Raw genomic sequence first — 24,447 nt, 5'->3', positions numbered from 1 at the left:
CTGCCCCGCTACCGCACCCGACCCGTGTCTTTGCGTGAGCATGTGCTGGCTGCCGGACGCCAGCAGGGACGGACCCTGACCTGGCGCAAGGGTTCGAAAGCCGCGATGAGCTCGTACTTCGTTCTCCTGCGCGTCCGTCTGGCAGGCCGGCGCCCCAAGCCTGCCGCCGACGGCACGATCCCGCTCGCCTGGCTGATCGCGCAGTGGCCCGAGGGCGAGGACGAACCGGTCAAGTACTGGATCTCGAACCTGCCCGCCGGCATCCCGGCGAAGGACCTGGTCCGGCTGGCGAAGTCACGGTGGCGGATCGAGCACGACTACCGCGAGCTGAAAACATGCCTGGGTCTGGACCACTTCGAGGGACGTTCGTTCACCGGCTGGCACCGCCACGTCACCCTCGTTACCGCCGCCCACCTGTTCCTGACCGAACTGCGGAGGACCCCAAAAGCCCCTGCCAGGGCCTGACCCTCTACCAGGCCCTGGACCTCCTCCAACACCTCATCGCCACCTGGACCGGGACCTGCCCCACCTGCCGACAACCGGCCCCATGGCAGACCTACGACACCACCTAACAAAGCACTACTAGGGGGTGTCCGCACGGTCCCGCCTGTCCCGCGGCGCCCGGCACGTGCTCTCGGCGCACCGGGCGAAATCCCGAGTACGTCCAGTACACGGCCGCCCGCCGTGAGGCGGACGGCCGACGGCCTTCGGCGAGGAGCGGTACGGGAATCGCGACACCGTCGAACGGGCCATCGGCGGACTCAAGAACTCCCGGGCCGTCGCCGCCCGTTGTGGCGAGCGTGGCCATGTCTTCCTGCGCGCCACGACCGCAGCGTCGCCGGTCGGCCGGTTGCGGTCATGACCGCTCGACGGCCCGGAACTACTGGCCGGCGCGGCGCTTGAGCCAGGACTTCTCCAGTTCCGACAGCGGTGGCGGTGGCACCGGGCCGGTGCCGTCGTAGAGGGCGATGGGGTCGTTCGGATCGGACCACGAGCCGACCGTCACCAGCCGGTACGCGAACTCGCCGCCGTCCGGAAGCGGAACCGTCATGGTCGCAGGCGCGGGCGGGCCGGGGATGCAGCGGCCGACGTCCTCGCCGTACGGTCCTCCGCCGAAGATGGCGTGCATCCAGCCACTCGGTGGCTGTCCGGTCAGATCGAATACGTCCTTCACGGCCTCCCCCTCAACCGCCGAGATCGTACGGCAGCAGAGACCGCGGGCGGTCCATCAAGATCGGCCGGAGAGCTCCTGGGGGGTGTCCAGGGGCGGCGTCGTGATGCGGCGCACGGCTTCGACCACCGCCGTGCGGTGCAGGGCCAGCCGCTCGGGCGTCCAGCCCGTACCCGTACCGCCCGCGGCCGGCCCGCCCACCGCGCCGAACCAGGCCTGGGACAGGCCCAGTACGAGCGTGAGCACATCGGCGGGGTCCAGTGCGGCGTCGACGCGCCCCGCCCGCTGGGCCTCCTCCACCACCGCGATCTTGCCGCGGTAGGACTCCGTCTCCGTCTCCGTGGCGCCGGGCCGCTCCAGCTGCTTCCACACCACGAGCCGCATCAGGGACGGCTGCTCGACGAGGTGGTCGAAGACGGCCCCCGCGTACCCCGGCAGGTCGTCGGCGCTGAACGGGACGGACTCCGAACCCGTCTCCAGTGCCCGCTGGAGAACGGCGTCGAAGAGCTGCTCCTTGTTGCCGTAGTAGACGTAGATGAGCCGCTTGTTCGCCTGCGCGGCCTCGGCGATGCGGTCGACCCGCGCGCCGGCGATGCCGTACGCGGCGAATTCGGAGAAGGCCGCGTCGAGCAGCCGTGCCTTGGTCGCGCTGGAATCCCGTGCCATGGGGCGAAGCCTAGCAAGTAACTATCTGGTTATTGACATGCGGCGCGAGCCCGGTGCATAGTCGAACTATCCAGTTAGTTACTTACGAAGGGGTGCAGCACCATGGAGATTCGCGCACTGGGCGGTCAGGGCCTTGAGGTCGGCGCCGAAGGGCTCGGCCTGATGGGCATGAGCGCCCACTACGGTGCCACCGACGAGACCGAGTCGCTGGCCACCATCGACCGCGCGCTGGAGCTCGGCGTCACGCTGCTCGACACCGCCGAGGGCTACGGCCCCTTCCTGAACGAACAGCTCCTCGGCAAGGCGCTGGCCGGCCGCCGCGACGCCGCCGTGATCGCCACGAAGACCGGGGTCGAGTTCACCGACGAGGGCGCGCTGCTCGGCCAGAACGGCACCCCCGAGTACATCCGCCGCTCGGCCGACCGCTCCCTGCGCCACCTCGGTACGGACCACATCGACCTCTACTACCTGCACCGGGTCGACCCGAACGTGCCGATCGAGGAGAGCGTCGGGGCCATGGCCGAGCTGGTCGCCGCCGGCAAGGTCCGCCACATCGGCCTGTGCGAGGCCGCGCCCGCCACCATCGCCCGCGCCCACGCCGTGCACCCGCTGGCCGCCGTGCAGACCGAGTACAGCCTCTTCGAGCGCGGCATCGAGTACGACGGCGTGCTCGACACCCTGCGCGATCTCGGCATCGGTCTCGTCGCGTACTCGCCGCTCGGCCGGGGCTTCCTGTCGGGCGCGATCACCACCCCGGACGATTTCGCGGACGACGACTTCCGCCGCACGGACCCCCGCTTCCTGGGCGAGAACTTCGACCGCAACCTCGCCGTGGTCGACCAGGTCCGCCGCCTCGCCGCGCAGAAGGGGGTGACCCCCTCGCAGCTGGCGCTGGCCTGGACCCTGCGCCAGGGCGCGGTGCCGATCCCGGGCACGAAGCGTCGCCGCTACCTGGAGGAGAACATCGCCGCCACCGCGGTGACGATCACGGACGCGGACCTGGCCGCCATCGAGGCGGTGGCCCCGCACGGGGTCGTCTCGGGCGACCGCTACGCCCCGGAGCTGATGAAGTCCCTGAACGGGTGACCGAGCGAGGCCGGGAACGGCGGGCGGGGGCGGAGGGGGAGGGGGCGCTGCCGCGATCCGAAGCCGCCGCCCGGCCTCACCCGCCCGGCCCGGACCCGTCCCGCCTCACCCGCGCGGGTCCACCGGGGTGAGGACGCCGAGCCGGTCCTCGATCGCCTGGGCGGCGTCCAGGCACAGGTCCTCCCGGAACGCCCGCCCGACGATCTGGACCCCGCACGGGAGCCCCTCGGCCAACCCCGTCGGCACGGCCACGGCCGGTACGCCCACGAAGCTGGTCACGGTGCACAGGCGCATGCCCGTGCCGACCCGGTCGCGGCCCGCAGCGTCACGCGATTCCAGCCCCGGTTCGACCGGCGGCTCCGTGAACACGGGCCCGAGCAGCAGGGGGTACTCGTCCAGGAATTCGGCCCACGAGCGGCGGATGCCCTGCCAACTCCCCATCAGTCCCACGAGCTCGGCCGCACTCGCGGGTGGCGTCCGCTCCATCGCCATCGCGATGTACCGGTCCCCGCCCGCACCGAGCAGCGTGCGTACCACCGGCCAACTCGGAGCGAACTCGGTCACGGTGATCCGGCCGTACGCTTCGAGGGCCTCGGCCATGCGCGGTACGTCCGCCACCTCGCGTACGTCGTACCCGGCGTCCCGCAGCGCGCCGGCCGCGGTCGCCACCGCCGCGCGCACCACGGGATCGACGCCCTGGCCGCCGGGGTCCGCGACCACGGCGACCTTCACGGCCGCCGGCGGCAGCGGCTCTCCGCGGAGCGGCACCGGTACGGCCCGCGGGTCGCGCGGATCGGTCCCGGCCAGTACCTCGTACGCCAGCCGCAGGTCGCCCACCGACCGCGCCAGCGCCCCGTCCGTGACGAGCATCTGGGACGCGGGGCCCGGGTCGTCCGGTCCGAGGACGCGCTGGTCCGCCGGGAACCGGCCCGTGGACGGCTTCAACCCCGCCACCCCGCAGAACTGGGCCGGGATGCGCACCGATCCGCCCGAGTCGTTGCCGAGGCCCAGCGCCGCCATGCCCGTGGCGACGGCCACCGCGTCGCCTCCGCTGCTGCCGCCCGGGGTCCGGCCGCGGTCCCACGGATTGACGGTGTCGCCGAACAGCTCGCTGCGGGTGTGCATCCCGGCCAGGATCAGGGTGGGCACGTTCGCGTGCCCGATCGGGATGGCTCCCGCCGCGCGCAGCCTGGCCACCGGGAGCGCGTCGGCCGCGGCCACCAGATCGCGGAAGCGCGGTGTGCCGAAGGTGGTCGGTACGCCTTCGACGGCGGTGGTCTCCTTCACCGTGAACGGCACACCCGCGAGCGGCCCCAGCCCGGCGCCCTCGGCCCGCAGCCGGTCGGTGTGCGCCGCGGCCGCGCGGGCGCGCTCCGCCATGAGCTGGGTGACCGCGTTCACCTGCGGATTGACCTCCGCGATGCGCTCCAGGTGGCTGTCGACGAGCTCCACCGCCGACACGTCCGCGCGGTGCACGGCCGCCGCCTGAGCGGCCGCCGACATCTTCCACAAGGGTTCCGGCATGGTGTGAACCCCTCCCTTCCACGTTCCGATGCACTTGCATCGGAATAGTAACCTGGGAACCGATGCGATCGCATCGAATAAGGACGGGAGGAGATCGGGCATGCCCAAGCAGGTGGATCACGAGGGCCGGCGCCGCGTCATCGCCGAGGCCGTATGCCGGCTCGCCGACGAGCGCGGACTCGAAGGCGTGACCCTGCGCGATGTCGCCGCCCGCGCCCAGGTCTCGATGGGCGCCGTCCAGCGCTGCTTCCGCACCAAGGAGGAGATGCTCGCCTTCGCCCTCGCGTACGTCGGCGAGCGCATCGGCGAGCGCGTACGGGCCCGGCTCGTCAGGAGTCCGGCCCAGTCGGCCGGCACCGCCCTCGGGTACGCGGCCACCGAGGTGGCACTGCTGCGGGAGGAGCACCGGGCCGAGGCCAGGGTCTGGCTGGCGTTCGTGGCGCAGGCTGCGGTCAGCGAGCCGCTCGCCGCGACGCTGAAGGTGAACTACGCCGGCTTGCAGGAGTCGTTCGCGCAGCTCATCGCCGAGGCGGCGGAGGGCGCCGGCCATACCGCGCCCCTCGACGCGCAGCGCGAGGCGCGCACCCTCCTCGCGCTCGCGGACGGGCTCACCGCGCACGTCCTCATCGGTCACCTCGCCCCGCAGGAGGCGCAGGAGGTCCTCCACGCGCACCTGGGCCGTCTCTGGACGCACTCCGGGTGACGGTCGCCCCGGATGCGCGAAACGATCCGGCGCGCCGTGACCGTCGTGCACCTTTCGCGCTCTAATGTCGCCGCATGGCTGACATGTTCGATCACAATCCGCAGGTGTGGACCGCTGGCCGGCTCCGCGAGGTGCTGGCAGCGCTGCCAGACGAGACCCCGATCCACATCGGCGTCGCGGACGGCCCCGGGGACTTCGAGGGCTACGGGGAGTACGTCCTCGTGGACGCCGAGCCCGTCGAGGTGGACGTCGACCGCGAGGGCGAGGGTGAGGGCGACCGCGACGGTGAGCCGGGCCACCGCGTCCAGTTCACGCTGTTCGCCGACGCCGCCGCCGGCGCCTATCACCTCGACCTGGACTGACCTCCGCGATCGCCCTGGTCGCCCTGGTCGCCCTGGTCGGTCTCGTCGCCCCGGTCGGTCTCGTCGGCCCGGTCGGGCCTGAGGAACGCGCAGACCAGGCGGTTCGTCTCCGCGGGCGCCGCCGTGGGCAGCGCGTAGTGGGTGAGCTGAGGGAGCGTCTCGATCCGGGCGTGCGGTACGGCCTCGCGGGCGCGGGCCGCCACCTTCTCCGGATCGTGGGCGCCGCTGCGGCCCGCGAGCAGGACCAGGAGCGGGGCCCGCAGGGCCCTCGCGTCCGGGCGGCGGCCGACGACCGGCTTGCGGTCCGCGCATTCCGAGGCCGCCAGTGCGAAGAGCCGCTTCCAGTCCGGGTCGGTGTCCGTGCCCGCCGTCTCGCGGTCGAGGTAGGCGAGCACCCGGGCCTTCCTCGGGCGGACCAGCACGGGCAGTGAGCGCAGCAGGAATCCGGGGCGGAAGCCCGCGAAGCACTGGGTCGGGTCGAGGAGCACCAGCCGGTCGACCCGCTCCGTCGCGTGCAGTGCGTACGTCAGGGCGATCCAGGCGCCGTACGAATGCCCCAGCAGCGCGGCGCGGCGGACGCCGAGCCCGTCGAGGAGCGCGTCCAGCCAGCCCATCAGGTCGGCGCTCGTGCGCAGCGGGCGGCCCGCGCGCACGCTGCGGCCGGCGTCGCCGAGGATGTCGACGGCGAGCACCCGGTGGTGCGTGCCGAGCGCCGCGGCGTTGGCGAACCAGACGGCGCCGGTGGAGCCGCCGCCGTGCAGGAGCAGTACCGCGGGAGCCCCGGCGGGCCCGTACGCGTGGACCCGGGTCGTTCCGTAGGGGGTCGGTACCTCGATCTCGGCAGTGCCGGCCGGCCAGCGCGCGAGCAGCGCGTCGTAGGCGGTGAAGAAGTCTTGCGACGCGGGTGCGGGTGTGGATGCGGGTGTGGATGCGGACTTGGTCACGGCAGGCCCCCGGATATCGTCTCGTTGACCGATTATCTCGTTTGGCGAGAGAATAGTCGAGTGAACGAAGACGACACCCCCGCCCTGCGGCTGGTCCACCTCCTGCGCGCGGTCTCCGTGGAACTCCACCTGCGCGGCGCCGAGTTCGCGGCGCACAACGGTCTGCACCCGACCGATCTGCGGGCCCTGATCCGGCTGCTGGACGCGCAGCGCGCGGGCGAGGCCGTCACCCCGGGGCGGCTCGGCGAGGCCCTGCGGATCAACTCGGCGGGCACCACGGCGCTCCTCGACCGGCTGGAGCTGCTGGGCCTGATCCGGCGCGGCCGCGACCCGCACGACCGGCGCCGCGTCCTGCTGGCGGTGGAGCCGAAGGCCGTCGAGCTCGGCCGGTCCTTCTTCGGCCCCCTGATCGGCGGGCTGGTCGACGCGGCGGGGGAGTTCAGCCCCACCGAACTGGACGTCGTACGGCGCTACTTGGGAGCGGCCCTGGACGTGGCCGGCCAGGGCGGGTAGGGCGGGACCCACGCCCGGACGAAGCCGCCTTCCGCGGGTCGGCAGCCGGCCGGGGTGCCACGCTCGCCTGGTCCGACCCGCGCCCACCGGGCTCCCCGCGGGCCGGCGCCGCGCCGGGAAACCCGGTTGCCCGGGGCCGGAGCCGGGGCCGGAGCCGTCGGCAGGGTCTGCCGCATGCCTGCCTTCGCCGCTCCCGACGGGACCCCGCCCGCCTCTCGCGTACTCGGCGGGGACGGACCGCCGCTCGTCTGCGTGCCTGCCCGGCGGGCCGATGCGGGAGTCCGCGCACTTCGGGCGAGCTGGGCTGCCTCTGCGCGCACCGCCAGCTCGGCACGCCCGATCTCCGCGGCACCGGCCGCTCGCAGGCGCCCGCCGACACCGGCTCCTACCGCTGCGACCGCCAGGTCGCCGGCGTCGAGGCCCTGCGCGCCCACCTCGGCCTCGACCGCATCGACGTGCTCGCGCACTCCTTCGGCGCGAACCCTGGTCCGCGGACGCGCACGCCGCCCTGTTGCCGCACGCCCGGCTCGTCGTCCAGCCCGGAGCCGGCCACGCCTCCTGGCTCGACGACCCGGAGCGGTCCATCGCGGCCACCACCCAATTCCCGGGCACCGCGCAGGTCCGCAACCCGGCGTAGCCTGGTCTGACCGTCGTATCCGCCTGTGACCAGGGAGGCGGCGTATGACCGACCCGTACGGGTTCCTCCGGACCCCCCGGAACCCCGTCCCGTCGCGCCCCGCGGACCAGCGGCTCGGCGACTGGCGCGAGGTGCACGCCGGGCAGACGCTGCTGCCCCTGGTGTCCGAGCAGGCGAACCGCTGCATGGACTGCGGCGTTCCGTTCTGCCACGGCGGCTGCCCGCTCGGCAACCTCATCCCCGAGTGGAACGCGTACGCCGCGCACGGCGACTGGCGCGCCGCGGCCGAGCGGCTGCACGCCACGAACAATTTCCCGGAGTTCACCGGCCGGCTCTGTCCGGCGCCCTGCGAGGACTCCTGCGTCCTCGCGATCAACGCCGATCCGGTGACCATCAAGAACGTCGAGCAGACCATCGCCGACCAGGCCTGGGAGCTCGGGTACGCCCCGCCGGCCCCGCCCGGCCGGCTCAGCGGGCAGAGCGTCGCCGTCATAGGCTCCGGCCCGGCCGGGCTCGCCACGGCCCAGCAGCTGACGCGCGCCGGGCACACCGTCGTCGTCTACGAGCGCTCGGACCGCATCGGCGGTCTACTGCGCTACGGCATTCCCGCCTTCAAGATGGAGAAGATCCACCTGGAGCGGCGGATCGCCCAGATGCGGGCCGAGGGCACGGTCTTCCGCACGGACGCCGACATCGGCGGCCGCGTGGACGCCGCCGAACTGCGCCGGCGCCACGACGCGGTGGTCGTCGCCGTGGGGGCCGAGGAACGCCGGGAACTGGCCGCGCCGGGCCGCGAGCTGCCCGGAATCCACCAGGCCATGGAGTACCTGACCTGTGCCAACCGGGTCGGCGAGGGCGATTGCGCCGCGCCCGCGCTCACGGCCGAAGGCCGGCACGTGGTGATCGTCGGAGGCGGGGACACCGGCTCCGACTGCCTGGGCACGGCCCTGCGGCAGGGAGCGCTGTCGGTGGTCCAGCTCGACATACGCCCGGAGCCGGGACCCGGGCGACCCGAGGAGGAGCCGTGGCCGCTGGTGCACCCGCAGGTGTACCGGATCTCCCACGCCCACGAGGAGGCCCGCGGACGCCACGGCAGCGATCCCCGCCTCTTCTCCAGCGCGACGATGCACTTCGAGGGTGGCGCCGACGGTCGCGTACGGGCCCTGCACCTGACCGAGGTCGAGGCCGTGGGACGCAGGCCCATGCCGGGCACCGAGCGCGTCATCGAGGCGGAGCTGGTCCTGCTGGCGCTCGGCTTCTCCGGCCCCGAGCGGGCTTCCCGGCTCGGCGAACAGCTCGGCCTCACCCGGGACGACCGGGGCAACTTCGCCCGCGACGGGCAGTACGCGGCCCTGGGCGCGCCCGGCGCGCCTGCCGGGCCCGGCGCGTCCGACGGGCCCGGCACCTCCGGGCCACCGAGAGGCCGTCCCGCCACGCCCGAGGCACCACCCTGGGCAGCGGCGCGGACGGCGGGCGTCCCGCCGTCCTGGGGCCCGCCGAGGGACCGGCCCTCCCGCCGCCGCCCCGACGGGGTCTTCGTGGCGGGCGACGCGGGCCGCGGCCAGTCCCTCGTGGTGTGGGCCATCGCGGAAGGCAGGGCGGCCGCCGCCGCCGTGGACCGCTACCTCACCGGCTCGACCGCCCTGCCCGCCCCCGTCGGCGCCCACGACCGGCCGCTCTCGACCTGACCCCACCCCCACCCCACCCCCACCCCACCCCCACGCCCACCCGCACCGGAGCACCGTTCCGCCCGGCACGGGGCCGGCAGCTCCCGCGGGGCTGCACAATCGTGGGGTGACTGCTGAAGATCGTTTCCTGTGGCTGGAAGACGTCGAGGGCGAGGCCGCGCTGGCCTGGGTGGGGGAGAGGAACGCGGAGACCGCCGCCGCGCTCGCCGCCGACCCGGGATTCGAGCCGCTGCGCGACGAACTGCGCGAGGTCCTCGACGACGCCGACCGGATCCCGTACACCACCCGCCGCGGGGTGCACCTCTACAACTTCTGGCGGGACGCGGACCGCCCGAAGGGCGTGTGGCGCCGTACCACCCTGGAGCAGTACCGCAAGGACGACCCGGCCTGGGAGGTGCTCCTCGACGTCGACGAGCTGGCGGCGCGCGAGGGCGAGGAGTGGGTGTGGGCGGGTGCGCGGGTGCGGTACCCGGACTACGGGCGCGCCCTGGTCCTGCTGTCCCGGGACGGCTCCGACGCCGTCGTGGTCCGCGAGTTCGACCTCGGCGCCCTGGCCTTCGTGCCCGGCGGCGACGCCGGTTTCCAGGTCGCGGAGGCGAAGACCCGCATCGGCTGGATCGACGAGGACACCGTCTTCCTCGGCACCGATTCCGGCCCGGACTCGCTGACCGACTCGGGCTATCCCCGTACGGTCCGGCGCTGGCGCCGGGGCACCCCCGTGACCGACGCCGAGGTCGTCTACGAGGCGGAGACCGGCGACGTGTCGGCCGCCGGCTGGCACGACCCGACCCCCGGGTACGAGCGCGATTTCGTCTCCCGCCACACCGACTTCTTCCACGACGAGCTCCACCTCCTCGCCGACGGCGACCGGCTCGTGAAGATCGAGGCCCCGGACGACGCCGGGAAGTACGCGTACCGGCAGTGGCTGATCGTCACCCCGAAGTCCCCGTGGCTCGGACATCCGGCGGGCTCGCTCCTCGCCTTCGACTTCGACGCCTTCCTCGCCGGGGACCGCACCGCGCACGTGCTGTTCGCGCCCGACGAGCGCACCGCGCTGGCCGGGCACAGCTGGACCCGCCACCACCTGATCCTGGAGACGCTGGCCGACGTCGCCACCCGGATCGAGGTCCTCACCCCGGGCCCGGACGGCTGGAGCCGCCGCCCGCTCGCGGACGTGCCGCCGCTCTCCTCGGTGACGGTCACCGACACCGACCCGGACATCAGCGACGAGTACTTCCTCAACGTCGACGGCTTCCTCCAGCCCTCCACGCTCGCGTACGGGCAGGTCGGCGCCGACTCCGAGCCGATCAAGCGGGCACCGGCCCGCTTCGACGCCCGCGGTCTGTCGGTCCGGCAGTTCTTCGCCACCTCCGCGGACGGCACGCGGGTCCCGTACTTCGTCGTCGGCCCCGCCGGCCAGGAGGGCCCCGGACCCGCGCTCCTCTACGGGTACGGGGGCTTCCGCGACCAGCAGACCCCCGGCTACAGCCCGCTCACCGGCCGCGCCTGGCTCGCCCGCGGCGGAACGTACGCCGTCGCCAACATCCGCGGCGGTTCCGAATACGGTCCGGCCTGGCACCAGGCGGCCCTCGGCGCGAACCGGGTACGGGCCTTCGAGGACTTCGCCGCGGTCGCCGCCGACCTCACCACCCGGGGCATCACCACCCCCGACCGCCTCGGCATCACCGGGGCCAGCAACGGAGGCCTGCTCATGGGCGCCATGCTGGTCCGCCACCCGGAGCTGTTCGGGGCGGTCGTGGCCAAGGTGCCGCTCCTGGACATGCTCCGCTACCACCGCCTGCTCGCCGGAGCCTCCTGGACCGCCGAGTACGGGGACCCCGACAGCGAGGCGGACCGGCCCCACCTCGAAGACCTCTCCCCGTACCACAACCTCCGCGCGGACCGGCCGTACCCGCCGCTGCTCCTGATGACCTCCACCCGCGACGACCGCGTCCACCCCGGCCACGCCCGCAAGACGGCCGCCCGGCTGCGCGAACTGGGACACCGGGTCCTCTTCCACGAGAACACCGGCGGCGGCCACGGCGGAGCCAGCGACAACGAACAGGCAGCCGTCAACCACGCCCTCGCGTACACCTTCCTGTGGCGCCACCTGGGCCGCGAAGCGGGCTGAACGGCTCCGGCCGCGCTCGTCCGGGCACCGAAAAATGCGTTGCCCGGGCGGGGGCGGCTCCCTCACGATGATCCGTTGTGAGTACCACCCGTTTGTCCAGTTTGCTTCCCGACCTCTCCCCGTGGCGGTCCAGCCGCGACTTCCGGCTGCTCTTCTTCCAGGGCGCCGTCACGTTCTTCACGTCCTTCATGGCGATGATCGCCCTCCCGCTCCAGATCAAGCACCTCACGGACTCCCCGCTCGCGGTCGGCGCGATGGGCGCGGTGGAACTCGTCCCGCTCGTCGTCTTCGGCCTCTACGGCGGCGCCCTCGCCGACGCGATCGACCGGCGGCGGATGATCCTGCTGAGCGAGGCCGGGCTCGGGGTACTGGCCCTGGTCCTGCTCGTGAACTCCCTGCTGCCGAACCCGCTGCTGTGGCCCCTGTACGTGGTCGCGGCCGGCGTCTCGGCGCTGGCCGGCCTGCAGCGTCCGGCCCTGGACTCGATGATGGCGCGGATCGTGCCGCACGAGCAGATGACCGCGGCCGCCGCGCTCAACGCGCTGCGCTACCAGATCGGCGCGATCGCCGGTCCGGCGGTCGCCGGCCTGGTCGTCGCCTACGCCGGCTATCCGGCCGCCTACGGCATCACCCTCGCCGGATTCCTGCTGTCCGTCCTCCTGTGCACGAGGCTGGCCCCGGCCCCGCCCTCGCCCGACGCGGAACGGCCCTCGCTGCGCGGGATAGCCGAGGGCGCGCGCTACGCGTGGAGCCGGCCGGTGCTGCTCGGTACGTACGCGGTGGACCTGGCGGCCATGTTCTTCGCGTTCCCGAACACGATCTTCCCCTTCCTCGCGGACGAGCTCGACGCCGTGTGGGCGCTGGGGCTGATGTATTCGGCGGGCGCGGTGGGCTCCCTGGTCCTCGGCATGACGAGCGGCTGGACCTCCCGGGTGCGGCGGCACGGCCTGTTCGTGGTGTTCGGGGCCGCGGTCTGGGGCATCGCGATCGCGGCGACCGGCTGGTTCACGAACATCTGGGTGGTGCTGGCGTGCCTGGCCGTGGCCGGCGCCGGCGACATGCTGAGCGGCCTGGGCCGGGCGACGATCTGGAACCAGACCATCCCCGAGGAGCTGCGCGGGCGGCTGGCGGGCATCGAGGTGCTCTCGTACAGCGTGGGTCCGCAGCTGGGCCAGGTCCGCGCGGGTACGGTCGCCGGCTGGACGGGCACGCGGTCGGCGTTCTGGAGCGGCGGCCTGATGTGCGTGGCGGCCGTGGCGGCCCTGTCCGTGACGCTGCCCAAGCTGCTGACGTACGACGCGGACACGGACGAGGACGCGCTGCGGCGCCGCGCCGCGAAGGAGAAGGCGGCCGAGCCGCTCCCCACGCCCGCCCCGTGACGAAACCCGCCCCGTGACGAAACGGTCGCATTCCCGTCATTTTCCGCGCACACCCCTGACGGAGGGTGAAGGGGATCGGATACGCACGTGGCAGGTGAGGAGAACGAGATGAAACGGGGTGTGCAGCGAGCAGCCGTCACCGCGGTCGTGGCCCTGGCCGCCGGAGCACTGTCCGCCTGGATCGCCATCGCGGGTGACGGCGACGGGAGGAACGTGACCGAGGCGAGCCGCTTCGCCTCCGGGTACGTGCCGTACGCGGCCGTCGTACTGCTGGTCTCGGCCACGGCGCCCACCGCGGTGCACGCCGTCCTGCGCGCCGTGCTCTCCCAGCTGCTCATGATCTGGGGCTACTACACCTGGGGCCCGATGATCACCTTCGAGCGGACGCCCACCCAGGCCGCGCACTACGCGCGGGAATGGGCCGCCGTGGCCGTCACGGCGGTCCCGCTCGCGGCGCTGGGAACGTACGGCCTGGTCCGCGGAGCCCGCAAGCTCGCCACCGCGGGTCCCGGGCAGGACACGGCCTAGTCCAGCGGCGGGGTTTCCCGCGGCGCGGGGCCGCTCGCCGGGTCCGCGGCCTTGCGGGGCGGCAGGCGGTCGCCGGCTCCGGGCCGGGGCCGCGGGGCCACGACGTACTCGTTCTCGACGAGGTGCTCGTACACCTCGAAGTCGACGGCCTGCCACCGGTCCATGTCGCCGTGGACGGCCCGGAACTGGGCCGGAGTCGGACTGGCCACCCTGCTCACCTCCACGTCCTCACCTCCATGCGGGCATCTCATACGACGCTAGAACACTTCCGGAACGCGTGCACTACGTGGTGACGGGCTCGCCCGCGAGGCCCGCCAGGTCCAGCGCGCGGCGCATGGCGGGCAGGTCGCGGTCCTCGTCCCCCTCCTCGCCACCGGTGCCCGCGACCAGAGCGTCGAGGGCCTCGGGCCGCAGCCGGTACGCCTCGGCGTCCGCCAAGAGCTCCGGTGCGGCCGCACCGTGGCCGGCCAGCAGGCCGAGGACCTCACGACGCTCCACGAAACGGCTCATCCCGCAGTCCAGACCGTCGTCCCCGAGGCTCTCCGGGTAGGGGGCACGCGCCCAGGCGCCGTTCTCGTACCAGTAGACGCAGCCCAGCTCCCAGCCTTCGAGCAGCTCGCGCAGCTTCTCGTGCGGGAGCCACTGCGGGGCCTGCGCCAGCATGTCGATCGCGGGTTTGTGCCACTTGACCTCGCTCGACTCGTCCTCGCCGTAGAGCACGAAACGGCCCCGGCCCATCCGGGCCAGGGTCCACCACGTACAGCCGCAGTCGTCGAGATGGAGCCCGCCGCCGTCGATCCAGTGGCCGGTGCGGTGGACTCCGCGGCTCTCCGCCGCGGTCGTCGCCTCCAGTACGGCGACGAACGCCCAGCGGGCCCAGAGCAGTTCCGCCGCGGGCAGGTCTGCGGTCCGGCCCGGCCGGTGAATGGTCATGCTGTCCCTGCTCCTCGTGCCGGTGGCGTACGCGTACCGGCACGAGGGTATCCGGCGGTGTCGGGCCGTCGTTGCCGCGGCCGCCGACGGACGGTCAGGGCCGCGTCGGCCGGGACCTGTCGGTGCACAGGGCCCAGATGACGAACACGCCGACGAGGATGGCGACGATCGACCAGAGCGGCTGGTACGGCAGCCACATAAAGTGCACGATCACGTAAAGGCAGGTCAGAGCGATACCGGCGATCCGGCCGGCCTCCAAACCCTTGAGGATCGCCGCGCCGGCGACCAGGACCAGGATGCCCACGATGAGATGGATCCAGCCCCAGGCCGTGAGGTCGAACTTGAAGGTGTAGTTGCCGAGGTGCGTGTACACCTCGTCGTTGGCGAGGGCCACGATGCCCTCGATGATGCCGAAGATGCCGCTGACGATCATCAAGACGCCCGCGAACACCGTGCCGCCCGCTGCCCAGGCGCTGCCGGTGCCGGTCGGCGTGCCGCTTCCGGTCGTTCCACTCGGCGTGCTGCTCATCGCGCCGCCTCTCTCTCGGGTGCGGGACCCGGGTCTTCGTGACACGTGGTCCCGCCCTCCATCGTGCGGACCGGTGGCGCGGGGCGCACGTCGGGGCGTGTTCGTGCTGGTCGCAGAGCGTGGGCGGATGCGTGGGCGGATGCATGGGCGGATGCATGGGCGGAGCCGTGGAACCCCGCGCCGGCGCGGGAGTTCCCCGGCCGCTCGGCTCGCTCGGCATCAGGGACCCGAGTGACGAACCAGGGTCCCTGTGGGCGGGGTTCAGGGGCGGGCGGCGGTGTGTTCCAGGACGGCGCGCACCTCGGCGGTGATCGCGGTCTCGTTGCGCTCGAACTCGGGGCCCGTCAGCAGGCCCGGGTCCGCCGGGAGGCCGGTGAGGACGGGGGTGTGCAGATGGCCGCCGGGCAGCCGCGGGGCGAGTTCGCCGCGCAGGCGGTTGGAGCGGTACGCCACCTCGTTGGACAGGTAGCCGCCCCCGCCGCCCTCCACCGCCCGCGAACCCGGCGTCGGCCCGTCCTCGCGGTCCACCGGCCCGGTGGCGCCCGCCGGGATCTCGGTGACGGCGGTGTTGAGCAGCACGGGGTACGGACTCTGCACGGAGCCGGTCGCCGCCTCGGTCGGGAGCGTGGTCCGGATGAACTCCGCGCCCGGGCCCAGGCCGGGGGCGGTCACCGGGTGTTCGCGGGTACCGCCGGAGAGGGAGCCGGTGTTGTCGGGGTAGGGATCCGCCGACCGGGCCCGGCCCGCCCAGGCCTCCAGGGTGAAGATGCCGGGGTAGCCCTGGCTGATGGTGGTGATGACGTCCGCGGCGCCGGGGCCGCCGGCCAGCCGCGGTGCGAAGGCCCGCTCCACGACGCCGGCGTCGAAGTCGGCGTAGCGCACGGGCAGGACGACGGCCCGGACCTCGGCGCGGCTGCCGTCGGCCAGGGTGATGCGGCGCCCGTTGAGCTGGAGGGCGGCGGAACCGGAGGGGTTGGCGCGGCGCGGCTCGGCGTCGAGCCCGAACGGGTCGAAGCCGCTGATGAAGACGCGCCGTACGCCCGCCGGCGTCTGGAAGGCGTTGTCGGCGAGGCCGCGGGAGGCGTCCTCGAAGCGGGTGCGCAGCGCGGGGCGGTCGACGGGGAATCCCGGCTCCCAGCGGGCCAGCGCCGTGGTCATGGCGAGCCGGGTCCAGTAGAGGGGGCGGTCGTCCCCCGCCGGGAGATCGCCGCCGGAGCGCTGCCCCTGGGCGCGGCGTACTGCGGCCTGCCAGAGCGCCTCGCCCCAGCCGTCGAGCAGCGGCCCGGCCTCGGCGGGGGTGCGGACCGAGCACAGCGCGGCGGGAAAGCGCCGTACGAAGTCGCCGAACCCGGCGCGTTCGACGAGCGCGGTGGTCCGGGCGTCGGAGAGGCGCGCCTGCTCGGCGTCGAGGGGTGCGGAGGGCGTCGTACGGCAGGAGGAGGTGTCGGCCGCGTGCGCGGGCGTGGTGACGGCCGGGGGGAGGACGGTGGCGAGAAGGACCGCGAGCGGGGCGGTGCGTCGTAAGATCATCATGCGATGTGACATTACACAGCCTGCGCAACGCCCCACCAGACGCCTCCGGCCGCCTCCGGCCGGGTCTGGCCGGTTCCCGTCAGGCCGCCTCGGGAGTGTCGCGCCGGCGCCGGGGCAAGGTCGCGTCCAGGGCGGCGGACAGCTCGGAGAGCGACGGCCTGTCCGCCGGACCGGGGCGCAGGCAGCCGTCGACGGCCGCGGCCAGGGCCGCGGGCAGGCGCCGGCGCGCGGAGACCGGCGCAGCGGGCTCTTCGAGCTGCGGATACCAGTACGGGGCCGCACTGTCCGTGGTCCCGTCCACGGTGTCGCCGAGGTCGAACGGGAGCTCACCGGTGGCGAGTTCGTACAAGGTGATGCCGATGCCCCAGACGTCGGCCGCGGCCGACAGGGCGCCGCCGCGGGCCTGTTCGGGGGCCATGTAGCCGAACGTGCCGGCGCCGGCCGGAGCGGTGCCCGGCGGTTGGGCGACGCTGAGGTCGAGCACCTTCGCGTGAGCGCACTCCACCACGACGTTGGCCGGCTTCAGGTCCAGGTGCAGCAGGCCCTGACCGTGCAGGTAGTGCAGCGCGGAGCACAACTGCACGCCCAGGACGGCCACGTCACCGGCGGACGCCCGCCGGGGAAGGCGGTCGATGAGGTGGGACAGCGTCTCGCCCGTCAGCGTTTCGAGCACGACGATCGGCTCGGGGGACTCGAAGGTCTCGTACGCGCGGACCAGGTGCGGATGCGTGAAGCGCTGGAGCCAGCGGCCCTCACGGACCAGCCGGCCGGCCAGCCGCGGCTCGTCGCGGCGGTCGGGGCGCAGCACCTTCACCACGCACCGGCACTCCCGCTCCTGGCTCCAGGCGTCGTACAGGTCGAGCCAGCCGGTGCGGTCCAGGTGGGCCAGGACCTCGTACCCGGGCGCGGGGACCGCACCGGGCACGAGGGGCGGGGCCACGGGGCGGGTGGTGGTCGCGAGGTTCATGACAGGACCTTCAGCGGGGAGGAGGGACCGGGCCCGGGCCCGGGCGCGCCGCCGTTCACCCGGTGGAGGCGGGCGTAGGCGCCGCCCCGCAAGAGCAGCTCCTCATGGGTACCGCACTCGGCGACCCGGCCCCGGTCCAGCACCACCGTGGACGTGGCGTCGCGGACGGTCAGCAGGTTGTGGGAGATCACGACGGTGGTCCGCCCGGCCATCAGCCTCCGCAGCGGTTCCATGATCCGGCGGGCCGACTCGGCGTCCAGGCCGGTGGTCGGTTCGTCCAGGAGCAGGACGGGCGCGTCCCGGACCATCGCGCGCGCGATCGCCAGGCGCTGGGCCTGCCCGCCGGAGAGTGTCCGGCCCCGCTGGCCCACGACGGTGTCGTAGCCCTCGGGGAGGAGCCGGATGAACCCGTCGGCGTCGGCCGCGCGCGCCGCCGCGACGATCTCCTCCTCGCTCGCACCGGGGCGCCCGTACGCGATGTTCTCCCGTACGGTGCCGTGGAAGACGAGCGTCTCCTGGAGCACCACCGCGACGTTCTCGCGCAGTTCGGACAGCCGCAGCTCCCGCAGATCGGTGCCGTCGAGGAGGACGGCCCCCTCGTCCGGGTCGTAGAAGCGCAGTTGGAGCTTGCCGATCGTGGACTTGCCTGCGCCGCTCGTCCCGACCAGCGCCAGCGTCGTACCGGGCCGTACGCGGAAGGACACCTCGCGCAGGGCCCATCGCGCCGTGCCCGGATAGCGGAACGAGACGCCTCGGAACTCGACATCGCCCCGGGCGCGCCCGATCCTCCGGGCACGGGCGGCTTCGACCTCGACGACCTGCGGGTGCTGGTCGAGCAGTTCGATGATGCGCTCGGCCGACGCGGACGCGGCGTAGAAGGTGTTCGTGAGCTGGGACAGGTCGCGGATGGGACTGTAGAGCCGGCCCAGCAGGGCGACGAAGACCAGCAGCCCGCCCAGCGTGAGCTGGCCCTGCGCCAGCTTCCAGGTGCCCAGGCCCATCACGGCCAGCGCGCCGGTCAGTTCGATGACCTCGACCAGCGGGCCGTACACGGAGCGGATGCGCGCCGAGACCATCGCCGCGCGGAAGCGGCCCACGCTCTCGCGGGTGAACCGGCTCTCCTCCGTGTCCTGCCGGTTGTACGCCTGCACCAGCGCGATGTTGCCGAGCGACTCCTCGGCTATCGCGCTGATCGAGCCGCTGCGCCGGCGCCGCTCGCGCGAGGCGGCCTTGATGAGCCGGGAGAAGCGGCGGGCCGCGCCCCAGAAGAGGGGCACGATGACCAGCGCGAGGAGGGTCAGGTCCCAGCTGAGGTAGAAGAGCAGGCCGAGGAAGACGCCCAACTGGATGACGTAGTAAAGGGCGTTGGCCACGCCGGAGAGGAGGAACGTCTCGATCGCGTCGACGTCGCCGGTGATGCGCGACAGTACGTCACCCAGCCGTCGGCGCTCGAAGAACCCGAGGGAGAGCCCCTGGACGTGCCGGTAGACGTCCGACCGCAGGGCCAGCAGGAAGCGCTCGCCGACCCACGTGGAGAGCACGTCGTCGGCGAACTCCAGGATGCCGGAAGCGAGGACGAGGCCCAGGTAGGCCAACGCGATCCACAGGAACGGACGCAGGTCGCGCGGCACGAGGACCTCGTCCACCACGACCTTGAAGAGCCAGATCTCCGCCGCGTCGAGCAACGGGCCGATCATGCTGAAGAGCAGGATCGGGACGAGCCAGCGCCGGCCGCCCCGGGTGTAGGGCCAGAACCGGCGGAACGCTTGGCGCGGAGTGACGGGCGGCGCGGCGGCGACGACCGCGTCGGGGTCTTCTGCCACCGACAGCAGCCGCCGCAGTGCATGCCGCGCGACCCGTCCCATCGTGCTTACCAGTTGTTGCCGTGGTTGCCGTGGTGGCCGTTGTCGTTGTTGCAGTGGCGGCGACGCTGACGGCGCTTGCCGGTGCTGTCGTTACGTCCCGAGGTCATGTCCCTCTTGCCACGACGGCGGTGCTTCGCGGGAATCAGGTGAGTGAAGATGGCCATGAGTTTTCCTCCATGAGCTGTCTCACTGGAGAGGCTTCCACAGGGGCATACGCGCCAGGGGGCTCGGGAGATTGCCCTTTCCGGAAAAATTCACTTTCAGGAATCTTCCGCACATCTGCGCAGACGTCTTCCGAACGGCCGCACCGCCCCGCGGACGGGGCCCACGACCGGGTGAATCGGCCCGGTTCGGACCCGGCTGGTATGGGATGGCCCACGCACATCACTCATTGCGATGGGAGACCCACATGAAGATCCGTACCCTGGTCGCCGGAGCCGCTCTGGTCGTCGGTGCGACGCTGGGCGGCATCGGCAGCGCCTCCGCCGACACCACGGCCGAGGGCTACGCCATCGGTTCCCCGGGCTTCCTCTCGGGCAACGTGGTCCAGATCCCGATCAACCTCCAGGTCAACGCCTGCGGCAACAGCATCAACCTCATCGGTCTGCTGAACCCGGCCGCCGGCAACCTCTGCATCAACTCCTGATCCGCCGCGCCCGCGGTGTCCACCGGCCCCGTCCGGTGGCACCGCGGGCGTGCCCGGTCCCACGGCCCGTCCCGCTGCCCCTCCAGGGCTCACGGGACCCCGCGGATGCGGCGGACCAGCACCGATCCCGCCAGCGCCAGGGCGCCGGCGAGCGCGTACAGCGCGGTGTACCCGCCGAAGTGCGTGACCACCGGCGCGGCGATCACCGGAGCCAGCACTTGGGGCAGCGCGTTGGCGATGTTGATGACGCCGAGGTCGCGGCCGCGGTCCTGCGCCGTCGGCAGCACGTCCGTCAGCAGGGCGAAGTCCACCGACGTGTAGACGCCGAAGCCGATCCCCAGGACGAGCGAGGCGACGACCGCCCCGGTCCAGGTCTGCCAGACGGCGAGCAGCAGGGTGGCCACCGTGATGACCAGTCCCGCCCCGATCACGTAGACCTTCCGGCGGCCGGTGCGGTCCGAACGGACCCCGCCGACCACCACCGTGGCGAGCAGGGTGAGCGCGTTGAGCGCCGTCAGGATCAGGACGCCGGTGTCCGCGTCACCCTCGTAGCGCACCGCGTCGGTCAGGTAGTACAGCAGGTACATCGTGCTGACCGAGTACGACAGGTTCATCAGGAAGCGCGTCAACCAGGCCCAGCCGAAGTCGGGGTGGCGGCGCGGGTCGATCCAGAAGCCGGTGAGGAAGGTCCGCCAGCGGAACGCGGGCCGGTCGGCGGGCCGCAGTCGCGCGTCGCGCCGCATCACCACGTACGGGACGGCAGCGAGCACCGAGAAGCCCGCGCACGCGAGGTACCCGGCCGTGATGCCGCCCGCGGCCGTGGCCAGCGCCGTGCCGACCAGGATCCCGCCGACCTGGGAGACCCCCAGCCAGCCGCCGACCAGCCCGCGCCGGCGCGGCGGGACCTGGTCGGGCACGGCGGCGGTGAGGGCGGCGAAGGCCGCGTTGAGGGCCAGTTGGACCAGGCACCAGCCCGCGATCACCACGGCCACGCTCGAAGCCCGGGCGAGGACGAGCAGCCCGGCCGCCCCGCCCAGGGTCCCCGCCACCACCCAGGGGATCCGCCGGCCGACCGCGGCCGTCGTACGGTCCGACAGGGCTCCGAAGACCGGGTTGGCGACCATCGAGACGGCCGCCCCCACACCCGTCACCAGCGCGAGCGTGGCCGCCTTGTGGTCCGGGGCGAGCTGCTCCGCCTGGCGGGCCAGGAGCAGTTGGAGCGGGCCGAACCAGCCGACCCAGACCCCCAGGTTGGCGAGGGACAGCGCGCTCACCCACCGGCCGCCGATCGGCCCCGCCGGATCGGCCGGACCGGCGGTCTTCGCGGCCGTCCCCCCGACGGTCATCTGCGGCCCTTGATCACGTCGCGGTACCAGGCGTAGGACTCCTTCGGGGTCCGTTCCAGGGTCTCGTAGTCGACGTGGACCAGGCCGAACCGCTGCCGGTACCCCTCCGCCCACTCGAAGTTGTCGAGGATCGACCAGATGAAGTAGCCGCGGACGTCGACCCCCTGCGCCATCGCCCGGTGCAGGGCGTCCAGATGGCCCGCGTGGTACGCGATCCGGCGCGCGTCGGCGATCCGTCCCGTCACGGGATCGGGCCCGTCCCCGTACGAGCAGCCGTTCTCGGTGATGTACAGCGGCGGCAGCCGGTCGCCGTGGCGCTCGCGCAGGGAGACGAGCAGTTCGCGCAGCCCGTCCGGGACCACCGGCCATCCGAAGTCGGTGTGTTCGCACCCCTCGATCGGCCGGAAGGAGAAGGGGAGGTCGGCCGGTATCTCGATGCCGCCGAACTCGCTGGCGGCGGAAGCCGGTTGCGGGGCGGCGACCAGCATCGGGTTGTAGTAGTTGATCCCGTACCAGTCCAGGGGCGCGGAGATCGCCTTCAGGTCCTCGGCCACCGGGCCGGGCAGCATCGAGGCGAGGCCCTCGTCCGGATAGGCGCCGGTCAGGATGGGATCGGCGAAGAGCCGGTTCGTGAGCAGGTCGTACAGCTCGGCCGCGCCGCGGTCCTGCGCGCTGTCGCTCGCCGCCCGGACCGGGCTGTGCGAGGCGGCGATGCCGATCTGCCGGGCGCCCGCGGCGCGCAGCGCCTGTACGCCCAGGCCGTGGGCCAGGAGCTGGTGGTGCGCGGCGGGCAGGGCGTCGAAGACGAGTCCCTTGCCGGGGGCGTGCTCGCCGATGCCGTACCCCAGGAGGGTGACCTCGGCCGGCTCGTTGATGGTGATCCACATCGGTACGCGGTCGGCGAGCCGCTCGGCGACCACCGAGGCGTACTCCGCGAACCGCTCGGCGGTGTCGCGGCTGAGCCAGCCGCCCTTCTCCTCCAGCGCGAGCGGGGTGTCCCAGTGGAACAGCGTCGGCACCGGGGCGATGCCGGCCGTGCACAGCGCGTCGACCAGCCGGTCGTAGAAGTCCAGCCCCGCACGGTTGACCCGGCCCTGGCCGTCCGGCAGGACCCGGGACCAGGACACCGAGAACCGGTAGGCGCCGACGCCGAGTCCGGCCATCAGGGCCACGTCCTCGCGGTAGCGGCGGTAGTGGTCGGTGGCCACGTCCGCGTGCGAGCCGTCCTTGATGCGACCGGGTTCCCTGGTGAACGCGTCCCAGGAGGAGGGACCCCGTCCGTCGGCGGCGGTCGACCCCTCGATCTGGAACGCCGAGGCGGAGACGCCCCAGAGGAAGTCGGCGGGGAACGCGGGTACGGACGCAGTCATACGGGCTCACTTCGGTCGAGGCGTGCGAGGGCGCTGACGGCACACTGTTGGCCCGCGGCGGGCGCCCTGTCAATGGAAAGTGAACAATCCTCATCTTCTCTTCGCGCGGGGCAGTGGCCGGGCAGGGCAGGGCCCGGGCACGCCGGTCCCGGGCACGCCGAGCCGGTCCCCGGTGCACGGGGCACCCTGGAGGCATGGCCAGGGCCAACGAAAAGGTCGAGGCGCTGCTCCAGGAGTACGCCGACCTCATCGCGATCAGCGGCGGCGACGCCTTCAAGGCGCGCGCGTACGAGAAGGCCGCCCGCGCCATCGGCGGCCACCCGGCCGATGTCGCCGGGCTCGACGTCAAGGGCCTGCGGGAGATCCCGAACGTGGGCAAGTCGATCGCCGAGAAGGTCGTCGAGTACCTGGGCACCGGCCGCGTCCCGGACATCGAGGCGCGCAGGGCCGCCGTCCCGGCCGGGGTACGGGCCCTGACCGCGATCCCCGGCCTCGGGCCGCGCAAGGCCTTCGTCCTGTACGAGGAGCTCGGCGTCTCCTCCGTCGAGCAGCTGGAGGAGGCCGTACGCGAGGAGCGGCTGCGCGACCTCAAGGGCTTCGGCGAGCAGAGCGAGCAGAACATCCTCCACGGCATCTCCGTACTGCGCAACGCCGACGGGCGGATCCTGCTCGGCGCCGCGATGGACGTCGCCGAGCAGATCGTCGCCGAGATGGAGCGGATCCCGGGGTGCGTACGGTGCACGTACGCGGGCTCGCTGCGCCGCATGCGCGAGACCATCGGCGATGTGGACATCCTGGTCGCGGCCGAGAAGTCCGCACCCTTCATGACGGCCCTCGCCGAGCTCCCCCTCGTGGCCGACGTCATCGCGCACGGGGCGAAGAAGACCTCGATCCGCACCGGCGCCGGCCTCCAGGTCGACCTGCGCGTCCTGCCGCCCGCCTCCTGGGGCGCCGGGCTCCAGTACTTCACCGGATCCAAGGCGCACAACATCCGCACCCGCGCCCTCGCGGTGCGCCAGGGGCTCAAGCTCTCCGAGTACGGCCTCTTCGACGCGGAGAGCGGCGAGAGCCTCGCCTCGGAGACGGAGGAGGCGGTCTACGGCCGGCTCGGCCTGCCCTGGATCCCGCCGGCCCTGCGCGAGGACCGCGGGGAGGTCGCGGCCGGGCTGAAGGGCGAACTCCCCGCGCTCGTGACGGAGGACGACATCCGGGGCGACCTGCACACCCACACCGACCTCACCGACGGGCTCGCCTCGTTGGAGGACATGGTGGCGGCGGCTGCCGCGCGCGGGTACGCGTACTACGCGGTCACCGACCACGCGCCGGACCTCGCCATGCAGCGCATGACCCGGGAGAAGATCCTGGCGCAGCGCGGGCAGCTGCGGGCACTGGACCGCACGGTGACCGGGATGCGGCTGCTGCACGGCACGGAACTCAACATCGGCCCGGACGGCGGCCTGGACTGGCCCGATGACTTCCTGGCCGGGTTCGACCTGTGCGTGGCCTCCGTGCACTCCCACTTCGGCCAGGGCCGGGCCGCCATGACCCGGCGCTTCATCCGGGCCTGCGAGAACCCGAACGTCGCCGTCATCGGCCACCCCACCACCCGGCGGATCGGCCGCCGCCCCGGCGTGGACGCCGACTTCGACGCCGTCTTCGAGGCCTGCGCGCGCACCGGTACCGCCCTGGAGGTCAACGCGCACCCGGAGCGGCTCGACCTCGGCGACGAGGACATCCTGCGGGCGAAACGGTACGGGGTGAAGTTCGCGGTGAACTCGGACGCGCACGCCACCACTCACCTGCCCTACCTGCGCTACGGGGTGGGTACGGCGCAGCGCGGCTGGCTCACGAAGGACGACGTCATCAACGCCTGGCCGTGGACCCGCCTGCACCGGTTCCTCCAGGCCAAGCGGGCCTGACCCTCCC

General features: G+C 73.1%; 24 protein-coding genes and 1 pseudogene. 13 read left to right on the top strand and 12 right to left on the bottom strand.

Annotated elements, in window-relative coordinates; genetic code table 11:
• The coding region (locus tag AB0M92_RS18180) for a transposase (RefSeq protein ID WP_366103194.1) at nucleotides 1-465 on the top strand (465 nt) is incomplete at its 5' end.
• A 415-nt stretch (nucleotides 466-880) separates the two neighbouring features.
• On the opposite strand, the gene AB0M92_RS18175 is transcribed toward AB0M92_RS18180, so the two are convergent.
• Together AB0M92_RS18175 and AB0M92_RS18170 are read right to left on the bottom strand one after the other, a co-directional pair.
• Nucleotides 881-1,174 carry a hypothetical protein gene (locus AB0M92_RS18175; protein WP_366103193.1) on the bottom strand — a complete coding sequence of 98 codons (294 nt, stop codon included), beginning with the start codon at nucleotides 1,172-1,174 and terminating at the stop codon, nucleotides 881-883.
• Nucleotides 1,175-1,228: 54 nt separating this feature from the next.
• Nucleotides 1,229-1,837 (bottom strand): TetR family transcriptional regulator, encoded by a 609-nt coding sequence (locus AB0M92_RS18170; protein WP_366103192.1) that lies wholly within the window; start codon nucleotides 1,835-1,837, stop codon nucleotides 1,229-1,231.
• A gap of 102 nt (nucleotides 1,838-1,939) precedes the next feature.
• On the opposite strand from AB0M92_RS18170, the gene AB0M92_RS18165 reads away from it, so the two are divergent.
• Nucleotides 1,940-2,923, top strand: a complete 984-nt coding sequence (locus tag AB0M92_RS18165; protein WP_366103191.1) for an aldo/keto reductase — start codon at nucleotides 1,940-1,942, stop codon at nucleotides 2,921-2,923.
• A gap of 105 nt (nucleotides 2,924-3,028) precedes the next feature.
• Here AB0M92_RS18165 and AB0M92_RS18160 read toward each other — a convergent pair whose 3' ends face one another.
• Nucleotides 3,029-4,447, bottom strand: a complete 1,419-nt coding sequence (locus AB0M92_RS18160) for an amidase (protein ID WP_366103190.1) — start codon at nucleotides 4,445-4,447, stop codon at nucleotides 3,029-3,031.
• Nucleotides 4,448-4,547: 100 nt separating this feature from the next.
• Between AB0M92_RS18160 and AB0M92_RS18155 the strand changes: the two genes are divergently transcribed.
• Both AB0M92_RS18155 and AB0M92_RS18150 read left to right on the top strand, forming a co-directional pair.
• Entirely contained in the window at nucleotides 4,548-5,150 is a 603-nt protein-coding gene (locus AB0M92_RS18155) for a TetR/AcrR family transcriptional regulator (RefSeq protein ID WP_366103189.1), read from the top strand.
• Nucleotides 5,151-5,224: 74 nt separating this feature from the next.
• A complete protein-coding gene (locus AB0M92_RS18150; RefSeq protein ID WP_366103188.1) occupies nucleotides 5,225-5,512 on the top strand; it encodes a DUF6225 family protein in 288 nt (95 codons plus the stop codon).
• Here the strand turns inward: AB0M92_RS18150 and AB0M92_RS18145 are convergent.
• Entirely contained in the window at nucleotides 5,494-6,456 is a 963-nt protein-coding gene (locus AB0M92_RS18145; protein ID WP_366103187.1) for an alpha/beta fold hydrolase, read from the bottom strand. The genes AB0M92_RS18150 and AB0M92_RS18145 overlap by 19 nt on opposite strands.
• A gap of 60 nt (nucleotides 6,457-6,516) precedes the next feature.
• Here AB0M92_RS18145 and AB0M92_RS18140 point away from each other — a divergent pair, with 60 nt between their 5' ends.
• From AB0M92_RS18140 to AB0M92_RS18110, 7 genes and pseudogenes are all read left to right on the top strand, one after another.
• Nucleotides 6,517-6,969, top strand: a complete 453-nt coding sequence (locus tag AB0M92_RS18140) for a MarR family winged helix-turn-helix transcriptional regulator (RefSeq protein ID WP_366103186.1) — start codon at nucleotides 6,517-6,519, stop codon at nucleotides 6,967-6,969.
• A gap of 174 nt (nucleotides 6,970-7,143) precedes the next feature.
• Nucleotides 7,144-7,451: pseudogene (locus tag AB0M92_RS18135) on the top strand (alpha/beta hydrolase); the annotation flags it as partial.
• Nucleotides 7,452-7,480: 29 nt separating this feature from the next.
• Nucleotides 7,481-7,606 (top strand): hypothetical protein, encoded by a 126-nt coding sequence (locus AB0M92_RS18130; RefSeq protein ID WP_366103201.1) that lies wholly within the window; start codon nucleotides 7,481-7,483, stop codon nucleotides 7,604-7,606.
• 44 nt (nucleotides 7,607-7,650) lie between these two features.
• On the top strand, nucleotides 7,651-9,294 hold the full coding sequence (locus tag AB0M92_RS18125; RefSeq protein WP_366103185.1) for a glutamate synthase subunit beta: 1,644 nt from the start codon (nucleotides 7,651-7,653) through the stop codon (nucleotides 9,292-9,294).
• Nucleotides 9,295-9,400: 106 nt separating this feature from the next.
• Nucleotides 9,401-11,425 (top strand): prolyl oligopeptidase family serine peptidase, encoded by a 2,025-nt coding sequence (locus AB0M92_RS18120; protein ID WP_366103184.1) that lies wholly within the window; start codon nucleotides 9,401-9,403, stop codon nucleotides 11,423-11,425.
• 77 nt (nucleotides 11,426-11,502) lie between these two features.
• Complete coding sequence (locus tag AB0M92_RS18115) at nucleotides 11,503-12,804, top strand: MFS transporter (RefSeq protein WP_366103183.1); 1,302 nt, start codon at nucleotides 11,503-11,505, stop codon at nucleotides 12,802-12,804.
• 108 nt (nucleotides 12,805-12,912) lie between these two features.
• Nucleotides 12,913-13,332: a hypothetical protein gene (locus AB0M92_RS18110; RefSeq protein ID WP_366103182.1), complete on the top strand. Its 420-nt coding sequence runs from the start codon at nucleotides 12,913-12,915 to the stop codon at nucleotides 13,330-13,332.
• Here the strand turns inward: AB0M92_RS18110 and AB0M92_RS18105 are convergent.
• From AB0M92_RS18105 to AB0M92_RS18080, 6 genes are all read right to left on the bottom strand, one after another.
• The gene (locus AB0M92_RS18105) at nucleotides 13,329-13,556 is read right to left on the bottom strand and encodes a hypothetical protein (protein WP_366103181.1); all 228 of its coding nucleotides are present in this window, start codon (nucleotides 13,554-13,556) and stop codon (nucleotides 13,329-13,331) included. The genes AB0M92_RS18110 and AB0M92_RS18105 overlap by 4 nt on opposite strands.
• Before the next feature lie 58 nt (nucleotides 13,557-13,614).
• Nucleotides 13,615-14,265: a hypothetical protein gene (locus tag AB0M92_RS18100; protein ID WP_366103180.1), complete on the bottom strand. Its 651-nt coding sequence runs from the start codon at nucleotides 14,263-14,265 to the stop codon at nucleotides 13,615-13,617.
• Nucleotides 14,266-14,359: 94 nt separating this feature from the next.
• Entirely contained in the window at nucleotides 14,360-14,794 is a 435-nt protein-coding gene (locus AB0M92_RS18095; RefSeq protein ID WP_366103179.1) for a hypothetical protein, read from the bottom strand.
• 261 nt (nucleotides 14,795-15,055) lie between these two features.
• Entirely contained in the window at nucleotides 15,056-16,327 is a 1,272-nt protein-coding gene (locus AB0M92_RS18090; RefSeq protein WP_366103178.1) for a pyroglutamyl peptidase, read from the bottom strand.
• 79 nt (nucleotides 16,328-16,406) lie between these two features.
• A complete protein-coding gene (locus tag AB0M92_RS18085; RefSeq protein WP_366103177.1) occupies nucleotides 16,407-17,294 on the bottom strand; it encodes a serine/threonine-protein kinase in 888 nt (295 codons plus the stop codon).
• Nucleotides 17,291-19,159: an ABC transporter ATP-binding protein gene (locus tag AB0M92_RS18080; RefSeq protein ID WP_366103176.1), complete on the bottom strand. Its 1,869-nt coding sequence runs from the start codon at nucleotides 19,157-19,159 to the stop codon at nucleotides 17,291-17,293. Before AB0M92_RS18080 ends, AB0M92_RS18085 begins: the two co-directional genes overlap by 4 nt.
• Nucleotides 19,160-19,568: 409 nt before the next feature.
• On the opposite strand from AB0M92_RS18080, the gene AB0M92_RS18075 reads away from it, so the two are divergent.
• Complete coding sequence (locus tag AB0M92_RS18075; RefSeq protein WP_366103175.1) at nucleotides 19,569-19,805, top strand: chaplin; 237 nt, start codon at nucleotides 19,569-19,571, stop codon at nucleotides 19,803-19,805.
• Nucleotides 19,806-19,894: 89 nt separating this feature from the next.
• Here the strand turns inward: AB0M92_RS18075 and AB0M92_RS18070 are convergent, their stop codons facing one another.
• Together AB0M92_RS18070 and AB0M92_RS18065 are read right to left on the bottom strand one after the other, a co-directional pair.
• Nucleotides 19,895-21,151 carry an MFS transporter gene (locus AB0M92_RS18070; protein WP_366103174.1) on the bottom strand — a complete coding sequence of 419 codons (1,257 nt, stop codon included), beginning with the start codon at nucleotides 21,149-21,151 and terminating at the stop codon, nucleotides 19,895-19,897.
• Nucleotides 21,148-22,521, bottom strand: a complete 1,374-nt coding sequence (locus AB0M92_RS18065) for a GH1 family beta-glucosidase (protein WP_366103173.1) — start codon at nucleotides 22,519-22,521, stop codon at nucleotides 21,148-21,150. The genes AB0M92_RS18070 and AB0M92_RS18065 overlap by 4 nt, the downstream gene beginning before the upstream one ends.
• 194 nt (nucleotides 22,522-22,715) lie before the next feature.
• Here AB0M92_RS18065 and polX point away from each other — a divergent pair, with 194 nt between their 5' ends.
• Nucleotides 22,716-24,440 carry a DNA polymerase/3'-5' exonuclease PolX gene (polX, locus tag AB0M92_RS18060; RefSeq protein WP_366103170.1) on the top strand — a complete coding sequence of 575 codons (1,725 nt, stop codon included), beginning with the start codon at nucleotides 22,716-22,718 and terminating at the stop codon, nucleotides 24,438-24,440.
• Nucleotides 24,441-24,447 lie beyond the last annotated feature (7 nt).

Origin of the sequence: Streptomyces sp. NPDC051582 (genome assembly GCF_040681715.1) — a bacterium.
Lineage (GTDB): Bacteria > Actinomycetota > Actinomycetes > Streptomycetales > Streptomycetaceae > Streptomyces.
This window is presented reverse-complemented; position numbering and strand designations above follow the sequence as displayed.